Origin of the sequence: Bradyrhizobium sp. CCBAU 51753 (genome assembly GCF_015291565.1) — a bacterium.
Classification (GTDB): domain Bacteria; phylum Pseudomonadota; class Alphaproteobacteria; order Rhizobiales; family Xanthobacteraceae; genus Bradyrhizobium; species Bradyrhizobium ivorense.
Genome location: NZ_CP030037.1, coordinates 6443833 through 6470348, shown reverse-complemented (window position 1 = coordinate 6470348; position 26516 = coordinate 6443833). Strand labels below are relative to the sequence as shown.

The window sequence follows — 26516 nt, the reverse complement described above, 5'->3', positions numbered from 1 at the left end:
TCTGCGGCTAATGTGCCGCCAAATCGGGAGAAGAAACACCATGAATGACGGGACCCCCATTCGGTCGGCGCGCAATGTCGAACTCGGCGCCAGCGGCGAGGAATTCCAGAACCTGCACGAGTTCGTGCGCAAGGCCCGCGCCAAGCTGAACCAGAATGCCTGGGACTATATCGTCGGCGCCGCGGAAACCGAGACCACGATGCGTCGCAACAGGATGGCGCTGGACGAGATCGCATTCCGGCCGCGCGTCCTGCGCAATGTCGTGCATGTCGATCCGTCGGTCGAGCTATTCGGGCGCAGGCTCCGGCTTCCCGTCATGATCGCCCCGGTCGGTGCGCTCGAAATCTTCGACCCGGAATCGGGGGCGGCGGTCGCGCGCGGAGCCGGAACGTTCGGTGCGGCGCATATGCTGAGCTCGGTGTCGGAGCCGGGGCTGGAGAACACCGCAAAGGCGGCCCCGGATGCGCTGCGCATCTTTCAGCTTTATGTGCGCGGCGATGACGCGTTCGTCGAGGACGTGGTCAGCCGCTCGATCGCCAATGGCTATGCCGCCTTCTGCCTCACCGTCGACACCGCGCATTACAGCCGGCGCGAGCGCGATATAGCCAAACGCTATGTGCGCGAGAGCCGGATCCGCGCGACCGGCGGTGACTTCCAGAAAGGGCTGGAATGGCGGACGGCGAAATTGATCAAGGACAAGTTCAAGATTCCGCTGATCCTCAAGGGTATCGCGACGGCGGAAGACGCCAAGATCGCCCTCGATCACGGGGTCGACTGGATCTACGTGTCGAACCATGGCGGCCGGCAGCTCGACCACGGCCGCGGCTCGATGCATGTGCTGCCCGAGATCGTTCAGGCGGTCGCCGGCCGCGCCAAGATCATGGTCGACGGATCGTTCAGCCGCGGCACCGACATCGTCAAGGCGATCATTTCGGGAGCCGACCTTGTGGGCATCGGCCGTCTGCAGTGCTACGCGCTCGCCGCGGCAGGCGAGGCGGGCATTGTGCGCATGCTCGAACTGCTCGAGGATGAGGTCATCCGCTGCCTCGGGCTGCTCGGTGTCACGAGCTTTGCCGAGCTGGACAAATCCTACCTGCATCCGGCGCTGCCGACCAATCCGCCCAGCGTGTTCAGCGCATTTCCGCTGCTGGATATCGAGCCCTACCGCTATTGAACGGCTTGCGAGGCTGATGCGATCATACCTGGTCGCGTCACGCCGTGGTGTCCATGAAGACGCCGCGGCAAGGCCAAAGTCTGATCGAAATGCCGCACTAGTCGAGGCGAATGGCAGACAATCCATTCGCTGAATTTTCCCTCGAGCGAGCGATCGGCTTGCGCTGGGCGTTGCGGGATATCCAGGCCGGCCGGCTCAAACTGTCACCGGTGGGCGACGAGGATCTGGCCGTACTCATCGAGCTCGGTCTGATCGAATTGCACGACGACGAGCCGACGCTGACCCCTTCGGGAGCTGCGGTGCTGCGCGGCTGATCCGAATGCGCCGACTAGCGGGCCTTCAGAAAACTTTCGCCGGAATTGCAGGGCGTGCACTGATAGGTCAGCACGTCATAGACCTGATCGCGCGGCTCGATCAGCGCGAGCCGCATCTGCGCGCCGCATCTCATGCACGGCATCTCTATGCTGGTCTTGAACCGCGTGCAGGTCGGAGTCGGCCGAAAGGTGCGCAGCATCGAAGTCCCCATGTCCCCAGAGACGCAAACGCCACCGACGAAATTCCGAATCACTATGCCACAGTGCTGACACGATTGGAATCCGCGCGGTAACGGGATCAGGCAAGTTCCGCGCCGGAACTGCAGGGATGCGCTGCTGATCGCGATCCGCCTGATCGACATTGACCCATTGTCGTTGTGGCAGAGGACGTCGCGCTGGAGTCGTCGAAGGCGGCGAAGCGCCAGCCGTTGAAGATCATGCCGGTCGGAGCCGATGGTCTTGCACCGACATGACCAGCGCCGCTGCCGGGACGGGTAGATGATATCCGCTCATCTGGGGGGCTGCCCCGGACCCGTTCGTTTTCCGATTTTCCACGGCAGCGTTACTGTCGCGTGTCACCTCGGAGGGCGTGCGGGCGAGGGGCCGGACGGCGCCCGGCGCCTCAACATGTGAGGCTGACGCCGTCGCGATCTGTGCTAACGTCGCCCCGGAGCATAATTTCAGGGGGCGATCATGATCGAGCCGAAGCTTGAAGTTCCTGCCGAACTGCGCGATCTCGCGGAAAAGACCATCGACCAGGCCGAGCAAGCCTTCGGCCTGTTTTTTGATGCTGCCGGCAAGTCGATGACGGCGGTGCCGGGCACGGAGATCTCCCGACAGGCACTGTCGTTCACCGAGCAGAACATGCGGGCGGCGTTCGAGCATGCGCGGAAGCTGGTGCATGCGACCGATCTGCAGCAGGCGATGCAGATCCAGTCGGAATTTTTGCGCAGCCAGTTCACCAATGCCGGGGAGCATATGCGGCAGATCACGGGAAGCGTGATGTCCGCCACCAAGGACGCCACCAAGGGCAAGTTCTAGGATCGATCGTTCTGCGTGGCAGCGCGCCTAGCGCCGCCGGGCCACGGCAATGCCGAGCAGGAAGGCGACGAACAGGCTGGCAAGCGGCGCTTCGCGCGTGACCGCGCTCACGGTGGCGAGTGTTCCGCCCGGCCGGCGTGACGCCGCGATTGTACGGCTGAGCCGGTCGACGGCGGACCGCAGGCCGTCCGACACCTCGGTGATGGTGCGCGAAACGTCGGTCGCGGTGTCGATTGCGCGCTCACCAAGCGTGGGCTGCAGCGGGGATTCCGGTGTTTCAAAGCTCATGCCGTGCCGCAATTTGGCTGAAGGTCAGGTGGCCGTCACCTTTGGCTATCCGCGCGTGCGCGTGTTCTGAACAGCGGGTCGATGACCTTTGGCTATCCGCGACAGGCGCCGTTATGAACGGCGGGTGACGGCCACACGCTGTGAAAATGCCGCGGCCGTCGATTGGTTCCGCGGACATGGCTGGATTTCGCACCGCAGGAACCGGAAACTTTCGACCGGCTCAAGGCTTGTTCAATAACGACACTTGCAGTGCAGGCCCTATGCCATGACCGATGCGAGCGCGATCAAGGAGAGAAGCGCGATCAACGAGCGAAAGCGGCACGGCGGCACGCCGCTTGTGGTGGCAGCCGTCGTGGCGGCCCTCGGCGTACTGGGCATGCTGATCGTCGACCACGGTCCGTGGAACAAGCCGAAGCTGCAGCCGGCTGCGCATGCCAACTACTCGACGACCGGCGAGGCTGCGCGTGCCGCCGGCGCAACGGTGCTGCCGACCGAGCCCAAGGCCCCGCTCGAACCCGATCCGCCGGGCCCAAAGCCGGTTCATCCGGCAAATCCGAACGCGCCGCAATAGATGTGCAGGCTTTATGGGTGCGCGCCATAGGACAAGAAAATTGAATCGGCCAAATCCGGCAGCGCGCCCGGAAAACAGACGGTCGAAGGCAATCAACGCACGCTGACGAACTTGCCCCAGGCCGCCGCGAGCGCGGCGCCGACCAGAACAAGGACCGGATTGTCGCAGAACATCCCGCCGTAGCTGCACATGGTGCCGCCGAGCGAACCGATCTGATGATGGCCTGCGGCATAGAACAGGCCCGACAAGACCGCGAGCACGGCCGCAACGAAATACATGGACGCCTCCTTGCGATGTGAGTACGGCGCGGCCAGTCCGGCCTGCGCCTGCCAAACTTGTCCTGATGTCGGTCGGAACGACGCCCATCGGCCGGCTTGACGCGTCGGGCAACTCACCTGCACAATGACATCATCGCAACAAGCATACGGCGCCCGTTGGAAATTCATGTTGCGATTGAGGGTTTTGACCCGGATTTTCGCCGAAGGCAGTTTCTCGCTGTCGAAGCCGAACCCTCCAATTTTACCGTTTTCTTCGATTTTCGGAAAAACGGTTGACACGTCGGGCAAGTCACCTGCATAATTCCATCATTCCGAAATTGTCGAAGGCCCGCGCGGAGAGCTCCGCGGCGGGCTTTTTGTTTGCCGTTTCACCAATCGGACGGCGGCCGCACGTCACGACGCCACATCTCCCCCGCCGTCGCTCCGAGCGTCGTCAGCGCGCCGCCGTCCGAACCCTTTGAAACTCGAGCGAATTGGCCGGCGCGCGCGAACGCGCCGGTCCTGCGGCGCGGCGAAAGCCGGCGCCGCCCGCGGCCCCACTCGTCAGGGATAAGGTTCGCGCCCCAAAGATCGCAGCCGATCGCGCGATCTGCCGCACATTTCTTCAATCGCCGGTGCCGCGTGCAGCCGGCCGATCAACGAGGGATCCATAGCGGATTGGCGCGTCGCTCTTCGTGTTGCGCCTTGTCACCTTCTCCTTGCGCAGCGCGATCATGTACGCAATCATCAATCGCGAGATTTCGACGGCTCCGGGGCGGAAGCACATCTGATCGGCGCAAGGGCGAGGCATCCGCGGGGGCTGCTATCAGGTATTCACGTTTCGTCGTTTTGGCTTCGATTCTGGCCTGGTCGGCAGCGTTTTGCGAAGATGGCAGAGCCGTCGAGCAAAGCAAGCAAGCTTCGCCGCCCGTTCAAAAGCCTGCTCGGCACGTGGTTGCCGTGAGGCAGATGCCGTTGACCGAGGCGCAAGTCCTGGGTGTCTTGGCGCTAACGGAGAGCGTCTATGACGTCACCGACAACGCACCGGAAAGTATCAACAAGCTAACTCCTGAAACGATCGCGAAACTGGATGCCCTCGTGGGTAAGCGCGGATTTGCCAACTATGAAGAATACAAGGTTGTCACGGAGAATATCGGGCTCGTGTCAGCCGGTATCGATCCGGTGACGAACCGATATGTTGGAAGAGAAGCCGTCATTCGAGCGCAAATTGCCCGCGCTCGTTCAGACAAGAAGATGTCTTCCGCCGATAAGGCGGAGAGGATCGCCGATCTCAAAGACGACCTGCAATTTGCAATGCCAGCCGTACAGTACAAGTCCAATATTGGACTGGTGCTGAAGTACTCAGATGCACTTGCCAAGGTTATCCGAAGCGGCTGATGTGTTTGGCGTAATCCTCTTCAGTTGATCTCACTTTCGGCGGACGGCATTGGGTCGCCGGGCACTAGGCCGCTCGGAATTGTCAGTGGCACCCCAATGCCGGACTGGCCATTCCCGCCCCCAATCTCCGATTTTCCGAACAAGGATGCGGCGACAGGTAGCGAGGAATGGACGGCCGCAAAACGCAGGCGGGCCCCGCTGGGACAAGGACGGAACGCTAGCGAACGACGCGCGAGGGTTCGCCCGAGGGCAACGTATCGACGGGTCGCACTTTTTCGATCGCGCGCTCAATCAAAACATTTGACACGTCGGGCAAGTCACCTGCATAATTCCATCATTCCGAAATTGTCGAAGGGCCCGCGCGGAGAGCTCCGCGGCGGGCTTTTTGTTTGCCGTTTCACCAATCGGACGGCGGCCGCACGTCACGACGCCACATCTCCCCCGCCGTCGCTCCGAGCGTCGTCAGCGCGCCGCCGTCCGAACCCTTTGAAACTCGAGCGAATTGGCCGGCGCGCGCGAACGCGCCGGTCCTGCGGCGCGGCGAGAGCCGGCGCTGCCCGCGGCCCCACTCGTCAGGGATAAGGTTCGCGCCCCAAAGATCGCAGCCGATCGCGCGATCTGCCGCACATTTCTTCAATCGCCGGTGCCGCGTGCAGCCGGCCGATCAACGAGGTCGCATGACCGCCTATCTGATATCGCTCGCGGTTGCGGGCTTGATTGCCATTGCCGTGTGGGACCAGTTCGCATGAGCGCAGACATTATCCAGTTCATTCCGCGGCCGCGCCAGGATCGCGCGCAGACGGATTTTCCAACCATCGCATTTCGCACGGCCGTGCCCGATCGCGATATCGACCACGTCGATACCGCGCCGAGCGAATATCTCCCGTCCGACTGGGAGGAGAAGTAGGTGGCGAAATCGATCACGCAGATTCGTTCGCTCGCGCGCAGCCACACCAGGACGGCAATCAACGTGCTCGTCGGGGTGATGCGATCCACAAGCGCGACGCCGGCGGCCCGCGTGTCCGCCGCCAACGCCATCCTCGATCGCGGCTGGGGCAAGGCGTCGCAGGCGATCGAGAACGGCGACGGCGCGCTCGAACTTGTGCACCGCATCGAGCGGATTATCGTGGAGCCGGAGAGCCTTGAGGGTGAAGAGACGTGAGCGGCACTGGGCGCGGCCCGTCCGATTGATCGGTTTGACTGGGCGATGTCGCTCGCCCCTCTTACCCTTCAGCGATCCTGACGCCGCGGACGACGCTCGCGACTTTGTGTGCCTCGTCTTGCCGAACCACTCTACCAGAGCGCTAGTCACGGTGATATCTATGACAGCGTGTCGGAGCAACGTGCTCCGGGTAGAAGGCCCATGTGGATCGCGAACTGCTCTTCTGTCCTTGCGTTGCATCACGGGAGAACTAGCGTGGCCGATCGACGTCTTCGTGCGTTCTGGGGACTGGGCATAATACCGCTCCTTGCGGCGTTTGATTCGATCTGGTGGTTAATCGGCGTGCGTCTCGATGGGGGGCTAATGGCACCGCAGGCTCCGGAAATCCTTCTCGCTTAGTGCGGCTGGACCTGCCGTTTCTCATTCGGCAGCCGGCTCCGAGCCGCCTCCCGGCCAGTCCGCGTTGTTCGACGAGCGCTTGGGGCTTTCGCGCCCACACCTTCGGTCGCGACGAGATCGCTGAGCCCGTTCAGCGGACAGCCGGTGCAATATCTGCCGCCGTCTGTACTTGGCGTTCCGGACGCACCGAAGACGAGTATCGATGACTGGCTTGCCGCACACACCGGGGCACGCCGTCGCCGATAGCGGTTCAAGCCTGACAGCGGCCGCAATACCGATTTGCCCCTACTGAGAGCAGCCTTGTCGATCCTGAAAATTCCAACTGCAAAAGTGTTCGAGCCGCTGCTGCAGCCTGCGCGCTACAAGGGTGCGTTCGGCGGCAGGGGATCGGGCAAGTCGCACTTCTTCGGCGAACTGCTGGTCGAAATGTGCCAGGCCGAGCGCGGCACGCTGGCGGTTTGTATCCGCGAGGCGCAGCGCACGCTGGCGCAGTCCTCGAAGCGGCTGGTCGAGAGCAAGATCGCTTCGCTCGGTGTCGGCGCGGGCTTCAAGCTCTATTCGGACAAGATTGCGACGCCGGGCGATGGCGCGATCATCTTCCGGGGCATGCGTTATCAAGCGGTGACTCCAATGAATGAAGCGGACGTTAAGGCCATCGTGATGGAAACATTGATTGAGCAGGAGCGGGTCCGCCGAAGTGACATCGACGCCGTCGTCGTCAAGACGATTGCGACCATCTTGACCTCATTCGGCATCGAGGAAGGTGATCGGAAAGAGCTACGCGCAGATTTCCAACACCTGCGGCGGTGGCGGAGAAGCGTGGAGCAGGCGCAAAGTTACACATTCAAAGCGGTCATTACCGTGATTGCTACAGGCTTTATCGGAGCCGTATGGCTGGGCATCAAGGCCACGCTTGGGAAGTGATCATAGCGTAACTGCCTTCCGTCAGCCAGGGAGGAGTCGCTGGATAGTTTGCAGCTTTGAGGCTTGGCCATGTACCGTATACGCGAAGTTGATCCACAGGACGATGAGATTGCAGAGACGCTCGACGAACTTCACCAAGTGACATTCTGCGACGGGACTCGTGTGCCCGATTTCGAGCAGGGGTATTGGTGGATAGCTTTCCATGGAGCGAAGCCGGTTGCGTTCGCGGGCGTTGTCCCATCAACGCACATCGCGAATGCAGGATATCTTTGCCGCGTCGGCGTCGTGATGCAACATTGTGGTCACGGTTTGCAAGTGCGGCTCACCCGCGCGCTCGAAGCGCGAGCGCGAAAAGTCGGTTGGAGCGCGATTGTTTCTGACACGACGGACCGTGTGATCTCAGCAAACAACTTCATCCGACAGGGATACCGGCTCTTTGAGCCGGCGCTACCCTGGGCATGGCCGCATACGCTGTATTGGCGGAAGGGGCTGAGCTAGAAACCGTGAGGTTGGCCCGCGCCTCGATCAAGACAGAAGCCGACGCTAGTATTTCAACGACAAGGCCCGGTGGCTGAACAGCCATCGGGCCTTTTTTTTGTTTCCGGGTAGTCAGGGCTACGCAACGGCAGACCATTGGCATCCGGGGACTGGCGAATCCACGCCGATGGTTGCGAGACTGCGCTCGAGAAATTGCCTCACGTGCCTTGATCTCCGGTGATCACTCGATAAACTGATCCGCGGTTCGACCGTACCTTGAACACAAGGGCATCGAGCGAGGGAGCGTCAATGGTTCAGGTTGGCGGCGGGCCTGGCGCTGCTACGGCAGCGGGGCCCGGGTCGGATAGTTACTCGGTGATCATCGCGCGGGCCTGGGCGCTGGTTCCCGTATTGCGTGAGCGGGCGTCGCGGACAGAGGATCTGCGACGGTTGCCGCCGGAGACTGAGCGCGACCTCCATGATGCCGGGCTGTTTCGGATCCTGCAGCCCAGGCGCGTCGGTGGCAGCGAACTCGACTATATCGCTCTGGTCGATTGTGCTGACGCCTTGGGGCAGGGCGACGCGTCGGTCTCCTGGAATTTCGCCAATCTGGCGAGCCATCACTGGATGTTGGCGATGTTTGCGCCTGAGGCGCAGAACGCGGTGTGGGGCAAGAATCCGGATACGCTGATCGCATCGTCCTTCATCTTCCCGGCCGGTCGCGCCAGAAAGGTGGATGGCGGATATATCCTGAGCGGCCATTGGCCGTTCTCGTCCGGTGTGGAGGCATGCGAGTGGAACATGCTTGCCAGCATCGTTGCATCCGACGATGAGGCTGATGGCGTCGAATACCGGCTGTTCCTGTTGAACAAGTTGGATTACAGCGTCAAGGACACCTGGAACGCGACCGGCTTGCGCGGAACGGGATCTAACGATGTTCAGGTGACGGACGCATTTGTCCCTGAGCACATGACGGTTGCTGTCGCCGACCTGGCGGGTGGACCGACACCGGGCAGTGTTGTCAATCCGAATGCGCTCTATGCGCTTCCGGTGTTCTCGTTATTTCCATACGTGCTCTCCGGAGTCGGACTAGGGAATGCTCAGGCCTGCCTCGACGACTATGTGGAGATCGCGCGACATCGCGCCTCAACCTACAACAGGGCAAAGATCGGGGATTTGCAGAGCACCCAGATCAAGATCGCCGAGGCTTCGGCAAAGACAGACGCCGCGCGCCTGATCATGCGCACCAACTGTATAGACGTACTCGCGGACGCCAGGCGTGGCCATATTCCGAACATGGCGGCGAAGACGAAGCTGCGGCGCGATGGCGCGTTCGCGGTCAACCTCTGTACCGACGCCGTGTCTCTCCTGTTCACGGCCAGCGGAGCTCGCAGCCTGTTCACCTCGGGAACCCTGCAGCGTCAATTTCGTGATGCGCACGCGGTGAACTCGCACCTCGCGTTCAATTTTGATGCGGCGGGAACCAACTACGGACGGGTCGTGCTTGGACTGCCGTCCGAGAACCTGACGCTTTGAGGCTTGCTGGATGTCTGACTCAACCAAACATCCGCAGGACCCGGCCAACGAGCTCGCAAGCGACAATTCGGCGATCGATCCTCGCGACTTCCGCAATGCGCTCGGTACGTTTGCCACCGGGGTGACGATTGTCACCGCGATGTCGGCGGAAGGAAAGCCGTACGGGATCACGTGCAATTCCTTTGCCTCGGTGTCGCTCAATCCGCCGTTGGTGCTATGGAGCCTGGGCGTTTTTTCGCAGGGGCTCGTGATCTTCCAGAACGCCAGCCATTTTGCGGTGAATGTGCTAGCGGCATCACAGCAGAAGCTTGCTCAGCAGTTCGCCAAGTCCTCCAGTGACAAGTTCGCCGGCGTCAGCTGGACACCAGGGCTCGGCAACGCGCCGGTGCTTGCCGACGTTGTCGCCAGTTTTCAATGCCGTGCCGCCAACCGCTACTACGGAGGGGATCACGTTATTTTTCTCGGTGCGGTAGAGGCGTACGCTCATAACCGGAGGGAGCCGCTGTTGTTCGCGCAAGGCGGTTTTGGCCGATTTCTTGCTGGGGACGTTGGCAAAGCTTGATGAATCGAAAGGCACCCAACAGGCGAACGCGCGCCAAGCAGAAACGGTTGTCGGCCGACGATCGCCGCAGCGAATTTGTCACCAAGGCGACCGAGCTTTTCGCGGAAGAAGGATTTGCCGGCGGAACCCGTGCGTTGGCGCGCAAGCTTGGTGTGACCCAACCGCTGCTTTACCGCTACTTTCCAAGCAAGGATGACCTCATCAAGGAAGTTTACCGCAAGGTATACCTCGAACCGCTCGAAATCGGGTGGGAGAAACTGCTTTCCGATCGGTCACGTCCGCTCCGCGTGCGGCTGGAGGAATTCTACGAGATCTACACGGACGCGATCTTCACCCGCAAATGGCTGCGGATTTATCTCTATTCGGGTCTCAAGGGCCTCGACATCAATCGTTGGTACGTTGGCATGGTCAAGGACAAGATCCTGACCCGCATCCTGCGAGAATGCCGCCATGAGGCCGGATTGGCAGTACAGAGCAGGCCGAGCGCCGCCGAGTTGGAGTTGGCGTGGGTGTTTCATGGCGGCATCTTCTACTACGGCGTACGGAAATACATCTATGATGCGCCCGTTCTTGAAGACAAGGCGCAGATGATCAGTGATGCGTTGGATATTTTCCTCGCCGGATTTGAGAAGATCGCGGAAAATTCCGCCGATCGCCGGCGGGTGCCGATCAAGGTCATTGGCTGAGCCGCACTACTTCGCCATCTCGCCCCGATACCAATCCCCAATCTCGCTTGCCGTCATCATTGCCACGCCGTCATGGCCGACGACGTAGTCAAGCAGGGCCTCCCGGTACTTGATTCGATGCGGCACCCCCGTGATGTAGGGGTGTACCGAGATGGCCATGATCCGCGCATTTGTCCGCGCCTTCAAGATAGAGCCGATCGAACTGATCGGTGCAGCGCCTCAAGAATTGTTCGGACGGAAGGTGCTGCAACGCGTGAATGACGATGTTGTTGGTCTCGACGGAATAGGGGATCGTCGTCACGGTGCCGTGCGGCGTCGTGATGTCCTGGGGAAGATCGTCAATCACCCAGTCGGCGACGTACTCGATCCCGTTGAGGCGCAGCAGATCGAGCGTTTCTTCAGTCTCGGTCAGGCCCGGACTTTCCCACGACCGCGGCGGTTTCCCGGTAAAGTTCGCGATGGTGTCGACCGAGCGCCTGATCGCGTCCGCCTGGTCCTCGACCCTGTGCATCGGGCCCTGAATAAAGCCATGTCCCATGAACTCGAAGCCGGCCTCGAGCGCCGCCGATGCCACGCGCGGATAGGTGTTGCAGACGTTGGCGTTTATAGCCAGCGTCACGGGTATGTTCCTGTCGGTGAGCGCCTTGAACTGTCGCCAGAAGCCGGCGCGCATGCCGTATTCATGCCAGGACCAGTTCGGCACGTCGGGCAGCAGAGGCTGGCCCCATCGGCGGGCTAAGCACGGTGCGCGGCATCGCATTTTCGATGCGCCATTCCTCGACATTGAGGATGACCCATACGGCAAGCTTCTTGCCGCCAGGCAGGGTCAGTTTCGGTCGATCAACCAGAGCCTGATACGGAATGCGATCGCTGAGGGCCATATCGAGCTCCTTGATCAATTTGACGGTCCGGCCCCAGCTGCATTGATCCGGGGCAGGACCTTCTCAGCCATCAGGATCATCGATTGGCGGCCGAGTTCGCGGTCCTTCCAATCCTTGCCGGCATAAAGCAAGGTGCCGAACTCACCGACCTCCTGCTCGAACGCCAACAGCTGATCGGCCACGCTTTCCGGCGTGCCATAAATGATGAGCTTGTCGCAGATCGATTCCAGCGTGACCTCAGCGTCTGGCTGTTCCCGCCGCGTCTTGAACAACTCGAGCCGGCCGCCGCGCTTCAGCTTCGTGAACAGCTGATGATAGTAATACACATAGGGGCTGTCCGGCCCCGTGGCATAGGCCTTTGCCGTTGCCGCGTCCTTGGCAACGAACACGCTCTTTGCGACGCGCCAGTTGGCCGCGTCCGCAACGCGTTTCACGCGCTCGCAACCTTCGACATATTTGGGCCAATGGCTCTTTACCCAGGCCGGCATCAGGAAATTCGCCGAGATCGGGTCCCAGCCGCGCGCCGCCGCCTCCGTGACACCCTTTGAAAAGGGAGCAACAGCGGTCACGACGATCGGTGGGTGAGGGGCCTGCAAGGGACGGGCGATAAATCCCTGGCCGATGTCTTCGATCAGGGTCTTGTTGACCGAAATATTCCAGTACTTGCCCTGCAAGTCATAGGGCGGCTTGCCAGCCCAGATATCGAGAACCTGATTGATCGCCTCAAGAAACATCGCGTTGCGGTCGGCATCGAGATTGCCGAACACCTCTGCGTCCGAGAGCAATCCGCCGGGGCTGATGCCAAGAATGAAGCGGCCATCGAGCATGTGATCCAGCATCGCGACCGATGCGGCGACCGCTGCCGGATGCGTGTTCGGCATGTTGATCGTGCTGGTTCCAAGCTTGATCCGCTTGGTGGCGGCCGCGATCCAGGCGATGAAGGCGATGCTTGAGGTGATATTCTCGGCGCGGTCGGTGACATGCTCGCCGACATAGGCCTCGGTGAATCCGAGCTCATCCGCGAGCAGGAAGGCTTCACGATCCTCCCGGAGCGATTGCCGCCAATCCTTCTCGAGAGGATGGATGGGCATCGTAAAGAACCCGAGCTTCATGATCTGCTGCTCCCCGCGGGCGGGCTTTTTGGTTGGTGAGGAACCTGCGACCTCCGTACCGCGAAGACAAGCCCCATCGAATAAATAATCACTCGATAAACAAGCTTGACCTTTGAATTGAGGGACCCTCTAATCCCGGAAAGCGAAAAATCCGGCCCGGGAGGCCACGCCCACATGAAAGCCGCGGCTTTCACGTATGCTCGTGCGACCAGCGTCGTGAACGCGCTGGAGCTGCTGGCTGCGCACGGTGACAGGGCGAAGGTTCTGTCCGGCGGCCAGAGCCTGATGCCGGCCATGAACCTGCGGCTGGTCTCCCCGGACATTGTGGTCGATATCGGCGGCCTCACCGAATTGCGCGGCATTGCGGTGAGCGGAGACGTGCTGGCCATCGGCGCGCTCACCCGCCATGTTGATTTGCTCAGATCGCCGGAGGTTGCAGCGCACGCGCCATTGTTGCGGGACGCCGTGGCCCATGTCGCCCATCCGGCCATTCGCAATCGCGGAACGGTCGGAGGAAGTCTTGCGCACGCCGACCCTGCATCGGAAATTCCCGCCTGCATGGCGGCGCTTGACGCCACGATCGTCGTTCGCGGTCCGGGAGGCGAGCGTCGGATCGCCACAGCCGAGTTCTTCAGGGGGATCTACGAGACCGCGCTATCGCCGCAGGACCTGCTCGTTGCTGTCGAGCTGCCGCTCTCAGGCGAAGGTGCGAGGTTCTTCTTTCAGGAGTATGCCCGGCGGCACGGCGACTACGCCATCGTTGGTCTCGCCGCGCGTGCGCTTGTCGGAGGTGGCCAGTTCACGGACCTTCAGCTGGGATTCTTTGCCGTCGGCGATCGGCCCCTGCTCGCCGATGCCGCGCGCAAGTTGATCAATGTGTCGGTTACGCCCGCCCTGCTTGCCGAAACGGCGGCGGCTCTAGCTGAGGAGCTCGATCCGGAGGAGGATCAGCAAGCTTCCCCGGCGATGCGTCGACACCTCGCGACGGTATTGATGCGCCGCTGCGTAGCCGCGTTGCTTGAGCGGCCCGAATTGGAGACGGGAGGGGCCTGGTGATTGCTCCAATACCGGTCTCATTGTTGGTCAACGGCGAGCCCATCGAGGCCCTTGTCGCGCCGCGGCTCAACCTCGCCGATTTCCTCCGAGAGACTTTGAAGCTCACAGGGACGCATGTTGGCTGCGAGCACGGCGTCTGTGGTGCCTGCACGGTCCGGGTCGACGGCGAGATCGTTCGCTCCTGTCTGTTGCTGGCGGTGCAAGCACAGGGATCGTCGGTCGAAACGATCGAAGGGCTCTCCGACAGCGGCGAAATTGCCGATCTCCAGGCGGCGTTTCGCGCGCGCAACGCGCTGCAGTGCGGCTACTGCACGCCCGGAATGCTGATCACAGCCCAGGATCTGCTCAGGCAATCGCCCACACCCGATCGCGCGGCCATCCGGGAGCATCTCTCCGGCAATTACTGCCGCTGCACGGGCTATCAGGCCATCGTGGACGCCGTTGAGGCGACGGCCAAGACGCGCGCGGAGCAAGCTGCATGACGCGTCCCACAGCAGATTCGCTTTCGGTGCTCGACCGCCCGAATTCCTATATCGGCAAGACGGTGCCGCGGCCGAACCTCGACCGGCTGCTGCAGGGACGTGGGCAGTATGTCAGCGATCTCGAATTGCCGCGGATGGCCCACGTGGTCTTCTTGCGGTCACCGCATGCCCACGCCAGGATTGTCGCGATCGATGCCACCGCTGCGAAGCGTCTGCCGGGCGTGATTTCGGTGGTTACCGGTCGCGAGTTGGAGGCCGTCATTACGCCCTGGGTCGGTGTCCTCTCGCACTTGAAGGGATTGAAGTCGGCGCCGCAACGCGCAATCGCGGTTGAGCAGGTTTACTGGCAGGGCGAGGCGGTTGCGGCGATTGTGGCGACCAGCCGCGCGGTTGCTGAAGATGCCATGGAGCATATCGCCGTTGACTACGAGGAGCTCGACGCGGTCACGGATGTGCGCACCGCGCTCGATCCGTCCACTCCCGTCATTCACGCCTCGCTCGGCGACAATCTTGCCTTCGAGCGAGCTTACCACGCGGGCGACGTCGATCGGGCGTTTGCCGAATCCGACGCGGTGATCGAATCCGAATTCGTGTTCGGCCGTCACACCGGTGTGACGCTCGAACCACGGGCGGTGGTTGCCGACTGGAATGCAGCGGAGGCGCGGCTCACGATCTATCAGGGCACCCAGGCGCCCCACATGGTGCAGAACATCGCGGCCCTGCACCTTGGGCTCAAGGAATCGCAGGTTCGTGTGGTCTGCAAGGATGTCGGCGGCTCCTTTGGCATCAAAGTCCATATCTACGCCGATGAGATGGCGACCTACGCGCTATCCAAGCTGCTGCGTCGGCCGATCAAGTTCGTCGCCGACCGTGTCGAAAGCTTCAACACCGACATCCATGCCCGCGATCATCGCTGTAAGGGACGGATCGGCGTCAAGCAGGACGGTACGATTACCGCTTTCGAGATCGACGATCTGACCGGGATCGGCCCCTACTCGATGTATCCGCGGACCAGCGCCATCGAGGCCAATCAGGTGGTCAATCTGGTCGGCGGGCCATATGTTGCCCAGAACTATCGCGCACGGGCCCGGGTCGTCTTCCAGAACAAGAACGTCATGTGCCAGTACCGGGCGGTTGGACATCCGATCGCCTGTTCGGTGACCGAAGGTCTGGTCGATTTGGCCGCTGCCAGGATCGGGATGGATCCGGCCGAGATCCGACGTCGCAACCTGATCGCGGACGATGCCTATCCTTGCGCCTCGCCCTCGGGCATGAAGTTCGAGCAGCTGTCGCATCACGCCTCATTGGCAAAGCTGCTTCAGATGATGGACTACGATGCGCTGCGCGCGGAGCAGGCGGCATTGCGATTGAGGGGCATCCACCGCGGGATCGGCATCGCGAGCTTCATCGAGGTCACCAATCCAAGCGCAGCCTTCTACGGCGTCGGTGGTGCGAAGATTTCGTCACAGGACGGGGTCGGAGTTCGGCTCGATGCGCAGGGCTCGGTGATCTGCCAGACCAGCATCACGGAGCAGGGACAAGGATCGGAATCACTGACCGCCCAGATCGTGGGCAGCGTGCTCGGCGTCTCGATGGAACGGGTGCGCGTGACATTAGGAGATACCGACAACACGCCCTATGGCGGCGGTACATGGGCGTCTCGTGGTGCCGGCATTGGCGGCGAAGCCGCCCTGCAGGCTGCCAAGGCCTTGCGCAAGAATATTCTGGATGTCGCCGCCGCCATCCTGCAATCGACGCCGGCCGAGCTGGACATTGCCGGCAATAGCATCGTCAGCGCCAGCGACGCTACGCCGAGGATCGAGCTGAACGAACTGGCGCGGATCGTCTATTTCCGGCCGGATACCCTCCCGCCAGGCATTCAGCCCGAGCTGATGGCAACCCGACACTTTGTCCCGCGCCAATATCCCTTCGCCTTCACCAACGGCGTCCAGGCCTCATGGCTGGAGATCGACACCGAGACCGGGTTCATCAAGCTGCTGAAGCACTGGGTGGTTGAGGATTGCGGCACGATCATCAATCCGCAGCTGGTCGACGAGCAGATCCGGGGCGGGGTCGTGCAAGGGCTGGGCGCCGCCTTGTTCGAGAAGTGCATCTATGACGAGCGCGGTCAGCTCACCAACGCCAATATGGCTGACTACCTGGTCCCGATGTCCGGTGAGATGCCAGATATCGAGGTCGGTCATGTGGTGTCGCCGACGCAGGAAACCGAGCTGGGTGCCAAGGGAGCGGGCGAGGCGGGCACGGCCGGCGCGGCGGCAGCGGTCGCCAACGCCGTCAATGATGTGCTCCGGCCGTTCGGGGCGATTATTACCGAGATTCCACTGACGCCTCAGGTTATCCTGACGGCCTTGGGACGGATCTGAGGCGGAGACGTTCCAGGCAACGCGAATACGATAACCAAACAGACAATTCTTGGGGAGGATAGCCATGACGAAGAGGGCCACCAAAGCCGGATGGATGTCACGCCGGCGGCTACTGACGACAGCGAGCGCCGGCGTCGTTCTCGCCGCCTCACCCTTTCGCATCAATCTCCTCCAGGCGCAGGAAGCGCCTATCAAGATCGGTTTCCCTGTTCCTTTGACTGGTCCCTATGGCGCCGAGGCGCAGGATCAGGTGCGTGCCGGACAATTGGCCGTGGCCCAGTTCAACGAGGCCGGTGGCCTCAATGGCCGCAAGGCCGAGCTTGTCGTGCGCGACGACAAGCTGAATCCGGGCGAGGCTGCGACGCGGACCTTGGAGCTGGTCGAGAAGGAGAAAGTCAATTTCGTGGTCGGCAGCCTCTCCGCGGCCGTCCAGCTCGCGATCAACAACGTCACCAAAGAGCGCGGCATCATCTTCAATTCGATCAGCCAGTCCGACGCCATCAACGAGGCCGCCGACTTCAGCAAGTACACGTTCCACGAGGCCCTCAATCCGCACATGACCTCTGGCGCGGTCGGCCGCTACGCTTTCTCCAAGTTTGGCAAGAAGGTTGCCTTCCTGACCGCCGATTACGCCTACGGCCACGAAATGGTTCGCGGCTTCCTCGAGGTCGGAAAGGAATTCAACATCGAGAACCTCGGCGATATTCGTCATCCGTTGGGAACGTCTGATTTCTCGACCCTGCTGCCGCGCCTTCAGGCGCTGAAGCCCGATATCCTGTGCATCAGCAATTTTGGCCGGGACCAGCAGATCGCGCTGAAGCAGGCAACCGACTTCGGCATCAAAAGGTCGATCCAGATCATTGCGCCGCTGCTCTCGCACGCCAGCCGCGTCGCGGCGGGCGCGCAGGCGTTCGAAGGCGTGGTCGGCGGTTGCTCGTTCTACTGGGGCATCGAGGACAAATTCGCCTCGACCAAGGCGTTCAATGAGGCGTTCCGCAAGATGTATGACGGCAAGTTGCCGACCGACTACGGCGCGCTCGGCTATGGCGGCGTCCGGACCGTGCTCGCGGCGGTCAAGGCCGCGGGCAGCGTCGAGACCGACAAGGTCGTCGCAGCGCTCGAGGCCCTGAAGTACGACTACTACAAGGGCCCGCAATATTATCGCAAATGCGATCATCAGTCGGTGCAGTCGGTGCTCGTGATCAAATCGAAGTCGAAGGACATGAGGAACGACTCGGATGTGTTCGAGGTCCTTGCGACCGAAGAGCCCAACGAAAAGAACCTGCGTACCTGTGAATTGCTCGGCCACAAGAGCTGAGTTCACGAGATGGCGCGCGCCAATGGCGGTGCGCGCCGCTTTTGGAGGATGAATGGCGGGTTTGAGCTTTGATCTGATCGCGCTGCAATTGTTCGCCGGGCTGGCGCTCGGCGCAATCTACGTGTTGTTTGCGATCGGACTTTCGCTGATCTTCGGGATGCTGACCGTCGTCAACTTCGCCCATGGGGCGTTCTACATGGTCGGCGCCTATGTCGGGCTTTACCTGATCTCGATCGGCGGCAATTTCTGGCTCTGCCTGGTGGCGGTGCCGCTCCTGATCGGGTTGTTCGGTCTTGCGGTCGAGCGAGTGTTGATCCGGCCGCTGTATGGTCGCGGGATTGACTACCCGCTGCTGCTGACCTTTGGGCTGAGCTATGTGATGGTCGAATGCGTGCGCATTGCGTTCGGCAAGACCGGCTACCCCTTCGACACGCCCGAGATTCTGCAAGGTGCCGTCAATATTGGTGTCGGATACTTTCCGCTCTACCGGTTGTTCGTGATCGGTGCGACGGCAGCCGTGCTGCTGGCGCTCTGGCTATTCCTGGAGAGAACCAGCTTCGGGCTCATCATCCGTGCCGGGGCGCGCGATCCACAAATCGTTCGCGTCCTTGGCGTCGACGTATCTCGGGTCTGGCTGATCGTGTTCGGAATTGGAACGGCGATCGCCGGCTTCGCCGGCCTGCTCGCCGCCCCGCTGCAGGGCGTCATTCCCGAGATGGGTGGCACCATTCTCGCGGAAGCCTTTGTGGTGACGGTGGTCGGCGGCATGGGTTCGATCGGCGGTGCCGTGCTGGCGGGCCTCCTGGTCGGCGTCGTTGTCAGCATGACGTCGCTGTTCGCGCCCGAAATGGCCAAGGTGTCGATCTTCGCCCTGATGGCAATCGTCCTGATCGTGCGCCCGCAGGGCTTCTTCGGTCGCGCTGGATTGTTGAGCTGAGCCGGGCATGACCGAAGCCGCCGAATCCTTCAAGCAGCCGAACGCAGCCACCATCAGCTGGTACGATTTCGCGACGCGGCATCGCGCCAGCCTCGCCGCCGCGGTGATCCTGATTTTCCCTCTGGTGATGCCGTTTACCGCCCTGGCGGTGAACATCCTGATTTACGGGCTGTATGCGCTCGGGTTCAATCTGGTGTTCGGCTATCTCGGGCTGCTCTCGTTCGGTCATGCCGCGCTGTTCGGAACCGGCGCTTATCTTTGCGGCATTGCTATCGTGCATTTCGGCTGGCCGTGGTATGTGGCGATCGCGGCAGGCGTTGGTGGTGGCCTGTTGATGGCGCTGTTGATCGGTGTGCTCGCGATCCGGACCCGCGGCATCTACTTTGCGATGGTGACGATGGCGCTGTCGCAATGCGTCTACTACCTGTTCTATCAGGCCGTCGACTGGACCGGGGGCGAGAACGGCCTCCGTGGTATCAATGTCCGGACCATCGATCTGTTCGGTTTGCGGATCGATTTCATCAATCCGATGATCCGCTACTATGTCATCGCCGCTTTCGTGATTGCCGCTTTCTTTGTGATGTCACGCATCCTTGCGTCTCCCTTCGGGGCCGTTATCGAAGCCGTGCGGGAGAACGAAATGCGCGCGCGCGCATCGGGCTATGACGTCACCGTGACCCGGTTGCTGACCTTCGTCCTGTCGGGCGGCTTCTGTGGACTCGCGGGTGCGCTGCAGGCGCTTCATCTTTCGATCGTTCCGATCGAGATCCTGCACTATGAGACGTCGGGCCTGGTGGTGATGGTGGCATTGCTTGGCGGCATGGGGACCTTCTTCGGACCGATGATCGGCGCCGCGGTCTTCCTGGTTCTGGAGAACGTTGTTTCGGTGTGGACGGTTCACTGGCAACTGATCGTCGGGGCCATCTTCATTGCGTGCGTGCTGTTCTTCCCAGCCGGTATCTGGGGCACGCTGATAGCGAGGCGGCGGCGATGACGGCCATGGCAGGGCAGGCGGGCGAAATCATCCTGCGCACCAAGGGCGTCGGCAAGACGTTTGGGAAGTTTGTCGCGCTCAACAATATCTCCGCGGAGTTCTCGAAGGGGGCGATTACGTCGATCATCGGGCCGAATGGCGCCGGCAAGAGCACCTATTTCAACCTGCTGTGCGGTGCCTTTCCGCCCTCGCGCGGCAGCGTTGAATTCGAGGGCAAGGATGTCACGGGACTCCCGCAGCATCGCTTTGCGCATATGGGGATCGCCAAGTCGTTTCAGATCACCAGCGTATTTCCCCAGCTGACGACGCGTGAGAACATCCGGGTTGGCCTGCAAGCCTTGGTCTCCAGATATGACATCTGGCGCCCACGTGCCCGCCTGAGCGAATTGGTCGAGCGGGCAGATGAGTTGCTGGTCCTGGTGGGATTGTGGGAGTCGCGGGAGCGCGCCGCCAAGACGCTCGCGCACGGCGAGCAGCGGGCGCTGGAGATCGGCATGGCGCTCGCCAGCCAGCCTCGGTTGTTGCTGCTCGATGAGCCGACGGCGGGGATGAGCCCGGAAGAGACCCGGACCATGATGGATTTGATCGTGAAGCTCGCCAAAGAGCGCACGGTCATCCTGGTCGAACACAAGATGAAGCTGGTGCTCGGCATCAGCGACCGCATCCTGGTGCTGCATCATGGCGAACTGCTGGCCGAGGGAACGCCACAGGAGGTGCGACAGAACGAGGCGGTGAAGCGCGTCTATCTTGGCCAGCGGGAGCACTGACCGGATGCTGCAGATCAGCAAGCTCAATGCCTGGTATGGCGCAAGCCACGCGTTGCAGGACATCAGTCTGGAGGTGGCCCGGGGTGAAATCGTCTGCCTGATCGGCCGCAATGGAGCCGGCAAGACCACCACGCTGAAGTCGATCATGGGGCTGATGGACCGAACGCGGGGTTCGGTGATCTTCAAGGGCAAGGAGTTGCTGCAGCAGCCGGCGCACATCCGTTTTGCGCTGGGGCTCGCCTATGTGCCGGAGGAACGGCGGATCGTGCAGGGACTATCGGTACGGGAGAATCTGCGGCTCGGCCTGGTCGCCTCGGCCGAAAAGAAGCGGGAAGCTGAGCTGATTGGCGAGATCGCGATGATATTTCCACGGCTGGCCGAGCGTATGGATCAGGAGGCCGTCACGATGTCCGGCGGCGAGCAGCAAATGCTGGCGATCGCGCGTGCCATGATCGCAAAGCCCGACCTGATCATGCTGGACGAGCCTTCCGAGGGCATCATGCCGGTGCTGGTCGACGAAATGTTCGAGTTGTTCCGCAGCATGAAGGCGCAGGGGACGACGGTATTGCTGGTCGAGCAGAATGTCGAACTCGCGCTCGATATCGCCGATCGCGCCTATGTGCTGGATCAGGGGGCCGTGGTGCACCAGGCATCGGCACAGGACCTGCTCGCGGATGATGAGATCAAGGAACGTTACTGCTCGGTGTGAAGACGCTGGCTCCGCATCGCGGGCAAGCCGGAGCGCGTTCTACTCTGCAGCGCTTGCGATTGCCTCAGCCTTTCGATTGGTAACGACGACCTTGATCGCGTCGTCCACGCGATCCCGCGCATACCTCAGCGCCGTCGGCAGGTCAGCCAGCGGAAACGTATGGGTGTGGATTTTCGTCGCGTCGAACCGCTTCGCGGCCATCAATTCCATCGCACGATGGGTCGCGCTGCGGCCCTCGCCACGGATGCCGTAGGCATAGATGTTGTTGCGTACGAGATGCGCGATGTCCAGCGTTGCGGCCTCGTGCGGGAAGGCGGCAAGGCAGATCTTGCCGCCGCGGTTGGTCATGTGGATCGCCTGATTGAGCGTCGCTTCGGTCCCGGCGCATTCGACAACGTAGTCCGCGCCAATCCCATTGGTCAGTTGCTTGACGACTGAGACCGCATTCTCATCATTGATATTAATGACGCGATCGGCACCTAGTTCCTGGCCGATCGCCAGCCGCTTGTTGCGGGTCCCGGTCAGGATCACCGGGCTTGCGCCCAGCGCCTTGGCCACCGCGACCGCAAGCAGTCCGATCGGGCCCGGACCGATCACGACAACGCTCTCGCCGGCCACCAATCCCCCCAATTCCGTCAAGCCATACATCGACGTCCCGGCAGTCACCACGAGCGTGGCTTCGGCGTCGCTCATGCCGTCCGGAACGCGCGCCAGCGTGTTGATGTGATTGACGGCGTACTCGGCAAATCCGCCATCGGTCGTAAAGCCGTTGGCCCGGTGCCCCTTCTCGGGCTTTCCGTAGTTCAGGCACGAGGTGTACATGCCCTGTCGGCAGCGCTTGCATTGGCCGCAACCGGCGTGAATTTCAACGCTGACCCGCTCGCCGATCTTGAATTCGTCAACGTCGGGTCCGAGCGCGGCGACCGTGCCCATATACTCGTGGCCCGGCGTAAAGCTCTTGTTGAAGGGCAGGCCGCCGTGAATGCTTGCCGGTGAGCCCGAATGAATGATCTCGAGATCCGTCGCGCAGATTGCGACCGCGTCAATCCGGACCAGAACCTCGGCTCGCGATGGGACCGGCGTCGGCTTCTCGCGCAGGAAAAGCTGATCGGGATCGCCAAGCACCCAGGCCTTCATCAGATCGGGAATGGCAAGGTCGGGCGATGTTTTGACGCCGGCGGGCTGATACATGGGCGCTCCCTCTTTTGATCGACAGCCTAGCGCAAGACGCTTGCTCGGCGCGAGCGCCCCGATCGTTGGCATCCATCTCCGGTGTTTGCTGCACAGCAGCAGACGCGTCGCAAAAGCTTCATACGTGGTCTATACTTGATCGCGCGGTTGATGTTGTCGTCCTCATTTCCTTGCCGACCCGGAGCCTCCCATGAAGACCGTCCGCCTTGTCCTTGCCGTGTTGGCGCTGACGCTGATCGCGCCGTGGCAATCCGCCAAGGCAGCGGACGTGATCTGCTACAATTGCCCGCCGGAATGGGCCGACTGGGCCTCGATGCTGAAGGCGATCAAGGCCGATCTCAACTACGACGTCCCGCATGACAACAAGAATTCCGGCCAGGCGTTGGCCCAGATCCTGACCGAGAAGAGCAATCCGGTCGCCGATATCGGCTATTTCGGCGTGACCTTCGGCATGAAGGCCAAGGCGCAGGATGCGCTCGAGCCCTATAAGCCCGTCCATTGGGACCAGGTGCCGGCCGGCCTCAAGGATCCGGACGGCTACTGGACCACGATCCACTCCGGTACGCTCGGCCTGTTCGTGAACAAGGACGCGCTGGGCGGCAAGCCGGTGCCGGCCTGCTGGAAGGACCTTCTGAAGCCCGACTACAAGGGCATGGTCGGCTATCTCGACCCGTCGTCGGCGGCGGTTGGTTATGTCGGCGCGGTGGCCATCAATCTGGCGCTGGGCGGCTCGCCCGCCAACTTTGATCCCGCGATCAGCTTCTTCAAGGAGCTGCGCAAGAACGATCCGATCGTGCCCAAGCAGACGGCGTATGCCCGCGTCGTTTCAGGCGAGATGCCGATCCTGTTCGACTACGATTTCAACGCCTACCGCGCGAAATATTCGGAAAAAGGCAACTTCGAGTTTGTTATTCCCTGCGAGGGATCGGTGGTGTTTCCCTATGTCGTCGGTCTGGTGAAGAACGCGCCGGACAAGGACAAGGCCAAGAAGGTGATGGACTATCTTCTGTCCGACAAGGGGCAGGCGATCTGGACCAATGCCTATTTGCGTCCGGCCCGTCCGATCGAACTGCCGGCCGCGGTGAAGGGCAAATTCCTCCCCGACAGCGACTATGCCCGCGCCAAGAGCGTCGACTGGGGCGAGATGGAAAACGTGCAAAAAGGCTTCGTCGACCGCTATCTCGCCGAGGTCCGCTGAGGCAATATGGTGCCCCTCGCCGGGGCACCATTCTCACGATGTCGCAAAAGTCCTTTGTTTGGCTCTGCCTGCTGCCGCTCGCGGTCGTGACGACGGCTTTCTTCCTGCTGCCGATGGCGCGGCTTGTGGTCGTCGGCGCCGAAGGCCCGCACGGGCTCGCCGGATATCTCGCCATTCTCGCGGAAAGCCGCTATCGGGCGACGCTGATCAATACGGTGCTGTTGGCCGCTGCGACCACGATCGTCACGTTGATCGTCGCGACGATTGCCGGAATGTTTCTGCAGCGGCACCGCTTTCCCGGGCGCGCCGTGCTGATCGCCTTGCTGACCTTTCCGTTGGCCTTTCCCGGCGTGGTGGTCGGCTTCATGATCATTCTGTTGGCGGGACGACAGGGGCTGATCGGTGACCTGTCGAACCGCGTGTTCGGTGAAAAATTCGTCTTCGCTTATTCGATCTACGGGCTCTTCCTCGGCTATCTCTATTTCTCGATCCCGCGGGTGATCCTTACCATCATGGCCGCCGTGCAGAAGCTGGATGTCGGCCTGGAGGAGGCTGCGCGTTCGCTTGGCGCGAGCCCGTGGGCGGTCCAGCGCGATGTCGTGCTGCCGGCGCTGGCGCCGGCGTTCGTCGCGTCCGGCGCGATCGCGTTTGCGACGGCGATGGGAGCGTTCGGCACCGCTTTCACGCTGGCGACCAACATCGACGTGCTGCCGATGCTGATCTACACGGAGTTCACGCTGGCCGCCAATTTTGCCACGTCAGCGGCACTTTCCGTCGGGCTCGGCCTGATCACCTGGTTGATCCTCGCGCTTGCCCGATCGTTCAGCGGCAGCGCGGTCGCGGCGGCCGGGTGACACATGCGCGATCGCCTGATCTTCACCGGCCAGTTCATCTTTACGCTGCTCGTTGCGGCATTCCTCGTGGTGCCTGCGGCGCTTTCGATCTCCGCCGGCGTCACCGTCAACTATTTTCGGGGCATCCAATCCGGCGTGACCCTGCAATGGGTGCTCCAGGTCTGGGACCTCTATGCCGGAACGATCCTGTTGTCCTTCGTGATTGCATTCGCGACCCTCGCGGTCACACTGGTCGCCGGCGTGCCTGCGGCTTACGCGCTGCATGTGCGCGGAGGCCGGCTTGCGCGGATCGTCGAGGAGATCATCACGCTGCCGCTGGCGATCCCGGGGCTGGCGATCGCACTGGCGCTGCTGCTGACCTATGGCGGCTTCGGCGGCTTCCGCCGTTCCTGGCTCTTCATCCTGGTCGGCCACGTTGTCTTCACCATGCCGTTCATGGTGCGGTCGGTGATGGCGGTGTTTGCGACCATCGACATCAGAACGCTCGACGAAGGCGCCGCCTCACTCGGCGCATCGCCATGGCGGCGATTCCGCGATGTGATCGTCCCGAATGCCGTGCCGGGAATTCTCGCCGGCGCGTTGATGGTGGTGACGCTTTCGCTCGGCGAGTTTAACCTCACCTGGATGCTGCACACGCCGCTGACGAAGACGCTGCCGGTCGGACTTGCCGACAGCTACGCCTCGATGCGGTTAGAGGTGGCTTCCGCCTACACCTTGATCTTCTTCGTGATGATCATTCCGCTGCTGGTCGCCATGCAGCTGCTGGCTGACAGGGATCACAAGCGATGAATGTGGCCGGGCACGGCGCATCGGTGCGGATCGAGAGCTGCGGCAAGACATTTGCCGACGGAACACGCGTGCTGGACCCCGCAACCCTAGACATTGCGCGCGGCGAGACGCTGGTGCTGCTCGGGCCGTCCGGCTGCGGCAAGACCACGATGCTGCGCATCATTGCCGGTCTCGAGCTGCCGGACGCCGGCGGCAAGGTTCTGTTCGACGGCAAGGACGTGACGTCCGTTCCGATCGAGCGACGCAATGTCGGGATGGTATTTCAGTCCTACGCCCTGTTCCCCAATATGACGGTGGCGGAGAATATCGGCTACGGCCTCAAGATTCGCGGTGTCGCCAGGAATGAGCGCAGCGCGCGCGTTGCCGAACTGGTGGATCTGACCAACATTTCGGGGCTGGAGAACCGTCGCATCGATCAGCTTTCCGGTGGTCAACGCCAACGCGTTGCATTGGCGCGCGCTGTTGCAATCCGGCCGGGCATCCTGCTGCTGGATGAACCCTTGACCGCGCTCGACGCCGCCTTGCGGGATCGGCTGCGCAGCGAGCTCAACCGTCTGCTGCGCGCGCTCGGCATCACGACGATCTATGTCACGCATGATCAGGCCGAGGCGATGGAATTGGGCGACCGCATCGTGGTGATGCGGAAGGGCGCGATCGCCCAGATCGGGACGCCGCGCGACGTCTACTTCGCGCCAAAGGATCGCTTCGTCGCGGAGTTCATCGGCGCGGCCAACATCGTCGAAGCTCCCATGGAGGGGGGAGACCTTGTCCTGCCGGGTGGACGACTGCCGGTCGGCGGCGAGACGTCGGCCGCGAAGGCGATCGCCATGATCCGTCCTGAAACCATTCGGGTGGTCGAACCCGGGCGTGGACCGCTTTCCGGCATCATTGACACCGTCAGCTTCGTCGGTGACCGACAGCGGCTCGTCGTGAGTGGTGCTTCCACCAGGCCGCTCAACGTCGATGCTCCCAACACAATTCAAGCCAGGGCCGGCGACCGGATCGGACTTTCGATCGCCGCTGAGGCCGTTCGTGTGCTGCCATCCGAAGATTGA

30 protein-coding genes and 1 pseudogene are annotated in these 26516 nt (G+C 62.0%); 25 read left to right on the top strand and 6 right to left on the bottom strand.

Annotated features, from left to right (window positions below; translation table 11 throughout):
- Nucleotides 1-40 precede the first annotated feature (40 nt).
- The gene (locus tag XH93_RS29640) at nucleotides 41-1174 is read left to right on the top strand and encodes an alpha-hydroxy acid oxidase (RefSeq protein ID WP_194470195.1); all 1134 of its coding nucleotides are present in this window, start codon (nucleotides 41-43) and stop codon (nucleotides 1172-1174) included.
- A gap of 110 nt (nucleotides 1175-1284) precedes the next feature.
- The gene (locus tag XH93_RS29635; RefSeq protein WP_194470194.1) at nucleotides 1285-1488 is read left to right on the top strand and encodes a hypothetical protein; all 204 of its coding nucleotides are present in this window, start codon (nucleotides 1285-1287) and stop codon (nucleotides 1486-1488) included.
- Nucleotides 1489-1502: 14 nt separating this feature from the next.
- Here XH93_RS29635 and XH93_RS29630 read toward each other — a convergent pair whose 3' ends face one another.
- Nucleotides 1503-1688: a hypothetical protein gene (locus XH93_RS29630; protein ID WP_139863173.1), complete on the bottom strand. Its 186-nt coding sequence runs from the start codon at nucleotides 1686-1688 to the stop codon at nucleotides 1503-1505.
- 493 nt (nucleotides 1689-2181) lie between these two features.
- Here XH93_RS29630 and XH93_RS29625 point away from each other — a divergent pair, with 493 nt between their 5' ends.
- On the top strand, nucleotides 2182-2529 hold the full coding sequence (locus tag XH93_RS29625) for a phasin (protein ID WP_139863174.1): 348 nt from the start codon (nucleotides 2182-2184) through the stop codon (nucleotides 2527-2529).
- A gap of 27 nt (nucleotides 2530-2556) precedes the next feature.
- Here XH93_RS29625 and XH93_RS29620 read toward each other — a convergent pair whose 3' ends face one another.
- Nucleotides 2557-2817: a hypothetical protein gene (locus XH93_RS29620; protein ID WP_139484962.1), complete on the bottom strand. Its 261-nt coding sequence runs from the start codon at nucleotides 2815-2817 to the stop codon at nucleotides 2557-2559.
- Between the two features lie 265 nt (nucleotides 2818-3082).
- Here XH93_RS29620 and XH93_RS29615 point away from each other — a divergent pair, with 265 nt between their 5' ends.
- Nucleotides 3083-3388, top strand: coding sequence for a hypothetical protein (locus XH93_RS29615; protein WP_194470193.1), 306 nt, complete (start codon nucleotides 3083-3085; stop codon nucleotides 3386-3388).
- A 92-nt stretch (nucleotides 3389-3480) separates the two neighbouring features.
- Here the strand turns inward: XH93_RS29615 and XH93_RS29610 are convergent, their stop codons facing one another.
- Nucleotides 3481-3666, bottom strand: a complete 186-nt coding sequence (locus XH93_RS29610) for a hypothetical protein (RefSeq protein ID WP_139484964.1) — start codon at nucleotides 3664-3666, stop codon at nucleotides 3481-3483.
- Between the two features lie 828 nt (nucleotides 3667-4494).
- Here XH93_RS29610 and XH93_RS29605 point away from each other — a divergent pair.
- From XH93_RS29605 to XH93_RS29565, 8 genes are all read left to right on the top strand, one after another.
- Nucleotides 4495-5043 carry a hypothetical protein gene (locus tag XH93_RS29605; RefSeq protein ID WP_194470192.1) on the top strand — a complete coding sequence of 183 codons (549 nt, stop codon included), beginning with the start codon at nucleotides 4495-4497 and terminating at the stop codon, nucleotides 5041-5043.
- Nucleotides 5044-5788: 745 nt separating this feature from the next.
- Nucleotides 5789-5950, top strand: a complete 162-nt coding sequence (locus tag XH93_RS29600) for a hypothetical protein (protein WP_172628274.1) — start codon at nucleotides 5789-5791, stop codon at nucleotides 5948-5950.
- Entirely contained in the window at nucleotides 5951-6205 is a 255-nt protein-coding gene (locus XH93_RS29595) for a hypothetical protein (RefSeq protein WP_139863177.1), read from the top strand.
- Nucleotides 6206-6934: 729 nt separating this feature from the next.
- On the top strand, nucleotides 6935-7528 hold the full coding sequence (locus tag XH93_RS42520) for a phage terminase large subunit (RefSeq protein ID WP_139863562.1): 594 nt from the start codon (nucleotides 6935-6937) through the stop codon (nucleotides 7526-7528).
- A 69-nt stretch (nucleotides 7529-7597) separates the two neighbouring features.
- Nucleotides 7598-8026 carry a GNAT family N-acetyltransferase gene (locus tag XH93_RS29580; RefSeq protein WP_194470191.1) on the top strand — a complete coding sequence of 143 codons (429 nt, stop codon included), beginning with the start codon at nucleotides 7598-7600 and terminating at the stop codon, nucleotides 8024-8026.
- Between the two features lie 288 nt (nucleotides 8027-8314).
- Nucleotides 8315-9541 (top strand): acyl-CoA dehydrogenase family protein, encoded by a 1227-nt coding sequence (locus XH93_RS29575; RefSeq protein WP_194470190.1) that lies wholly within the window; start codon nucleotides 8315-8317, stop codon nucleotides 9539-9541.
- A 10-nt stretch (nucleotides 9542-9551) separates the two neighbouring features.
- A complete protein-coding gene (locus tag XH93_RS29570; RefSeq protein ID WP_194470189.1) occupies nucleotides 9552-10103 on the top strand; it encodes a flavin reductase family protein in 552 nt (183 codons plus the stop codon).
- Nucleotides 10103-10789, top strand: coding sequence for a TetR/AcrR family transcriptional regulator (locus XH93_RS29565; RefSeq protein WP_194470188.1), 687 nt, complete (start codon nucleotides 10103-10105; stop codon nucleotides 10787-10789). The genes XH93_RS29570 and XH93_RS29565 overlap by 1 nt, the downstream gene beginning before the upstream one ends.
- 6 nt (nucleotides 10790-10795) lie before the next feature.
- On the opposite strand, the pseudogene XH93_RS29560 reads toward XH93_RS29565, so the two are convergent.
- Nucleotides 10796-11670 (bottom strand): annotated as a pseudogene (locus XH93_RS29560) (polysaccharide deacetylase family protein).
- Between the two features lie 14 nt (nucleotides 11671-11684).
- Nucleotides 11685-12782 (bottom strand): LLM class flavin-dependent oxidoreductase, encoded by a 1098-nt coding sequence (locus XH93_RS29555; RefSeq protein ID WP_194470187.1) that lies wholly within the window; start codon nucleotides 12780-12782, stop codon nucleotides 11685-11687.
- A 174-nt stretch (nucleotides 12783-12956) separates the two neighbouring features.
- Here XH93_RS29555 and XH93_RS29550 point away from each other — a divergent pair, with 174 nt between their 5' ends.
- The 8 genes from XH93_RS29550 (at nucleotide 12957) to XH93_RS29515 (ending at nucleotide 21429) form a co-directional block, all read left to right on the top strand.
- Nucleotides 12957-13838: a xanthine dehydrogenase family protein subunit M gene (locus XH93_RS29550; RefSeq protein ID WP_194470186.1), complete on the top strand. Its 882-nt coding sequence runs from the start codon at nucleotides 12957-12959 to the stop codon at nucleotides 13836-13838.
- Nucleotides 13835-14320 carry a (2Fe-2S)-binding protein gene (locus XH93_RS29545; protein ID WP_139863183.1) on the top strand — a complete coding sequence of 162 codons (486 nt, stop codon included), beginning with the start codon at nucleotides 13835-13837 and terminating at the stop codon, nucleotides 14318-14320. The genes XH93_RS29550 and XH93_RS29545 overlap by 4 nt, the downstream gene beginning before the upstream one ends.
- A complete protein-coding gene (locus XH93_RS29540) occupies nucleotides 14317-16704 on the top strand; it encodes a xanthine dehydrogenase family protein molybdopterin-binding subunit (protein WP_194470185.1) in 2388 nt (795 codons plus the stop codon). The genes XH93_RS29545 and XH93_RS29540 overlap by 4 nt, the downstream gene beginning before the upstream one ends.
- Nucleotides 16705-16768: 64 nt before the next feature.
- A complete protein-coding gene (locus XH93_RS29535) occupies nucleotides 16769-18022 on the top strand; it encodes an ABC transporter substrate-binding protein (protein WP_194470184.1) in 1254 nt (417 codons plus the stop codon).
- Nucleotides 18023-18074: 52 nt separating this feature from the next.
- On the top strand, nucleotides 18075-18959 hold the full coding sequence (locus XH93_RS29530; protein ID WP_139485016.1) for a branched-chain amino acid ABC transporter permease: 885 nt from the start codon (nucleotides 18075-18077) through the stop codon (nucleotides 18957-18959).
- Between the two features lie 7 nt (nucleotides 18960-18966).
- Nucleotides 18967-19953, top strand: coding sequence for a branched-chain amino acid ABC transporter permease (locus XH93_RS29525; protein WP_194470183.1), 987 nt, complete (start codon nucleotides 18967-18969; stop codon nucleotides 19951-19953).
- The gene (locus XH93_RS29520) at nucleotides 19950-20720 is read left to right on the top strand and encodes an ABC transporter ATP-binding protein (RefSeq protein ID WP_139485193.1); all 771 of its coding nucleotides are present in this window, start codon (nucleotides 19950-19952) and stop codon (nucleotides 20718-20720) included. Before XH93_RS29525 ends, XH93_RS29520 begins: the two co-directional genes overlap by 4 nt.
- A gap of 4 nt (nucleotides 20721-20724) precedes the next feature.
- A complete protein-coding gene (locus XH93_RS29515) occupies nucleotides 20725-21429 on the top strand; it encodes an ABC transporter ATP-binding protein (protein WP_139485018.1) in 705 nt (234 codons plus the stop codon).
- A 39-nt stretch (nucleotides 21430-21468) separates the two neighbouring features.
- On the opposite strand, the gene XH93_RS29510 is transcribed toward XH93_RS29515, so the two are convergent.
- Nucleotides 21469-22437 (bottom strand): zinc-binding dehydrogenase, encoded by a 969-nt coding sequence (locus XH93_RS29510; RefSeq protein ID WP_246799749.1) that lies wholly within the window; start codon nucleotides 22435-22437, stop codon nucleotides 21469-21471.
- On the opposite strand from XH93_RS29510, the gene XH93_RS42510 reads away from it, so the two are divergent.
- From XH93_RS42510 to XH93_RS29490, 5 genes are all read left to right on the top strand, one after another.
- Nucleotides 22432-22638 (top strand): hypothetical protein, encoded by a 207-nt coding sequence (locus XH93_RS42510; protein ID WP_246799775.1) that lies wholly within the window; start codon nucleotides 22432-22434, stop codon nucleotides 22636-22638. The two genes, XH93_RS29510 and XH93_RS42510, sit on opposite strands and share 6 nt — an antisense overlap.
- A 172-nt stretch (nucleotides 22639-22810) precedes the next feature.
- Nucleotides 22811-23818: an ABC transporter substrate-binding protein gene (locus XH93_RS29505; protein WP_194470181.1), complete on the top strand. Its 1008-nt coding sequence runs from the start codon at nucleotides 22811-22813 to the stop codon at nucleotides 23816-23818.
- A gap of 38 nt (nucleotides 23819-23856) precedes the next feature.
- The gene (locus XH93_RS29500; RefSeq protein ID WP_139485020.1) at nucleotides 23857-24672 is read left to right on the top strand and encodes an ABC transporter permease; all 816 of its coding nucleotides are present in this window, start codon (nucleotides 23857-23859) and stop codon (nucleotides 24670-24672) included.
- 3 nt (nucleotides 24673-24675) lie between these two features.
- Nucleotides 24676-25461 carry an ABC transporter permease gene (locus XH93_RS29495; RefSeq protein WP_194470180.1) on the top strand — a complete coding sequence of 262 codons (786 nt, stop codon included), beginning with the start codon at nucleotides 24676-24678 and terminating at the stop codon, nucleotides 25459-25461.
- Nucleotides 25458-26516, top strand: coding sequence for an ABC transporter ATP-binding protein (locus XH93_RS29490; protein ID WP_194470179.1), 1059 nt, complete (start codon nucleotides 25458-25460; stop codon nucleotides 26514-26516). The genes XH93_RS29495 and XH93_RS29490 overlap by 4 nt, the downstream gene beginning before the upstream one ends.

What these genes read in the sequence shown, in the direction of transcription:
- XH93_RS29640 (WP_194470195.1), top strand. Translation starts at nt 41, where the DNA reads ATGAATGACGGGACCCCCATTCGGTCGGCGCGCAATGTCGAACTCGGC.
- XH93_RS29635 (WP_194470194.1), top strand. Translation starts at nt 1,285, where the DNA reads ATGGCAGACAATCCATTCGCTGAATTTTCCCTCGAGCGAGCGATCGGC.
- XH93_RS29630 (WP_139863173.1), bottom strand. Translation starts at nt 1,688, where the DNA reads ATGCTGCGCACCTTTCGGCCGACTCCGACCTGCACGCGGTTCAAGACC.
- XH93_RS29625 (WP_139863174.1), top strand. Translation starts at nt 2,182, where the DNA reads ATGATCGAGCCGAAGCTTGAAGTTCCTGCCGAACTGCGCGATCTCGCG.
- XH93_RS29620 (WP_139484962.1), bottom strand. Translation starts at nt 2,817, where the DNA reads ATGAGCTTTGAAACACCGGAATCCCCGCTGCAGCCCACGCTTGGTGAG.
- XH93_RS29615 (WP_194470193.1), top strand. Translation starts at nt 3,083, where the DNA reads ATGACCGATGCGAGCGCGATCAAGGAGAGAAGCGCGATCAACGAGCGA.
- XH93_RS29610 (WP_139484964.1), bottom strand. Translation starts at nt 3,666, where the DNA reads ATGTATTTCGTTGCGGCCGTGCTCGCGGTCTTGTCGGGCCTGTTCTAT.
- XH93_RS29600 (WP_172628274.1), top strand. Translation starts at nt 5,789, where the DNA reads ATGAGCGCAGACATTATCCAGTTCATTCCGCGGCCGCGCCAGGATCGC.
- XH93_RS29580 (WP_194470191.1), top strand. Translation starts at nt 7,598, where the DNA reads ATGTACCGTATACGCGAAGTTGATCCACAGGACGATGAGATTGCAGAG.
- XH93_RS29575 (WP_194470190.1), top strand. Translation starts at nt 8,315, where the DNA reads ATGGTTCAGGTTGGCGGCGGGCCTGGCGCTGCTACGGCAGCGGGGCCC.
- XH93_RS29570 (WP_194470189.1), top strand. Translation starts at nt 9,552, where the DNA reads ATGTCTGACTCAACCAAACATCCGCAGGACCCGGCCAACGAGCTCGCA.
- XH93_RS29565 (WP_194470188.1), top strand. Translation starts at nt 10,103, where the DNA reads ATGAATCGAAAGGCACCCAACAGGCGAACGCGCGCCAAGCAGAAACGG.
- XH93_RS29555 (WP_194470187.1), bottom strand. Translation starts at nt 12,782, where the DNA reads ATGAAGCTCGGGTTCTTTACGATGCCCATCCATCCTCTCGAGAAGGAT.
- XH93_RS29550 (WP_194470186.1), top strand. Translation starts at nt 12,957, where the DNA reads ATGAAAGCCGCGGCTTTCACGTATGCTCGTGCGACCAGCGTCGTGAAC.
- XH93_RS29540 (WP_194470185.1), top strand. Translation starts at nt 14,317, where the DNA reads ATGACGCGTCCCACAGCAGATTCGCTTTCGGTGCTCGACCGCCCGAAT.
- XH93_RS29535 (WP_194470184.1), top strand. Translation starts at nt 16,769, where the DNA reads ATGACGAAGAGGGCCACCAAAGCCGGATGGATGTCACGCCGGCGGCTA.
- XH93_RS29530 (WP_139485016.1), top strand. Translation starts at nt 18,075, where the DNA reads ATGGCGGGTTTGAGCTTTGATCTGATCGCGCTGCAATTGTTCGCCGGG.
- XH93_RS29525 (WP_194470183.1), top strand. Translation starts at nt 18,967, where the DNA reads ATGACCGAAGCCGCCGAATCCTTCAAGCAGCCGAACGCAGCCACCATC.
- XH93_RS29520 (WP_139485193.1), top strand. Translation starts at nt 19,950, where the DNA reads ATGACGGCCATGGCAGGGCAGGCGGGCGAAATCATCCTGCGCACCAAG.
- XH93_RS29515 (WP_139485018.1), top strand. Translation starts at nt 20,725, where the DNA reads ATGCTGCAGATCAGCAAGCTCAATGCCTGGTATGGCGCAAGCCACGCG.
- XH93_RS42510 (WP_246799775.1), top strand. Translation starts at nt 22,432, where the DNA reads ATGAATGATCTCGAGATCCGTCGCGCAGATTGCGACCGCGTCAATCCG.
- XH93_RS29505 (WP_194470181.1), top strand. Translation starts at nt 22,811, where the DNA reads ATGAAGACCGTCCGCCTTGTCCTTGCCGTGTTGGCGCTGACGCTGATC.
- XH93_RS29500 (WP_139485020.1), top strand. Translation starts at nt 23,857, where the DNA reads ATGTCGCAAAAGTCCTTTGTTTGGCTCTGCCTGCTGCCGCTCGCGGTC.
- XH93_RS29495 (WP_194470180.1), top strand. Translation starts at nt 24,676, where the DNA reads ATGCGCGATCGCCTGATCTTCACCGGCCAGTTCATCTTTACGCTGCTC.
- XH93_RS29490 (WP_194470179.1), top strand. Translation starts at nt 25,458, where the DNA reads ATGAATGTGGCCGGGCACGGCGCATCGGTGCGGATCGAGAGCTGCGGC.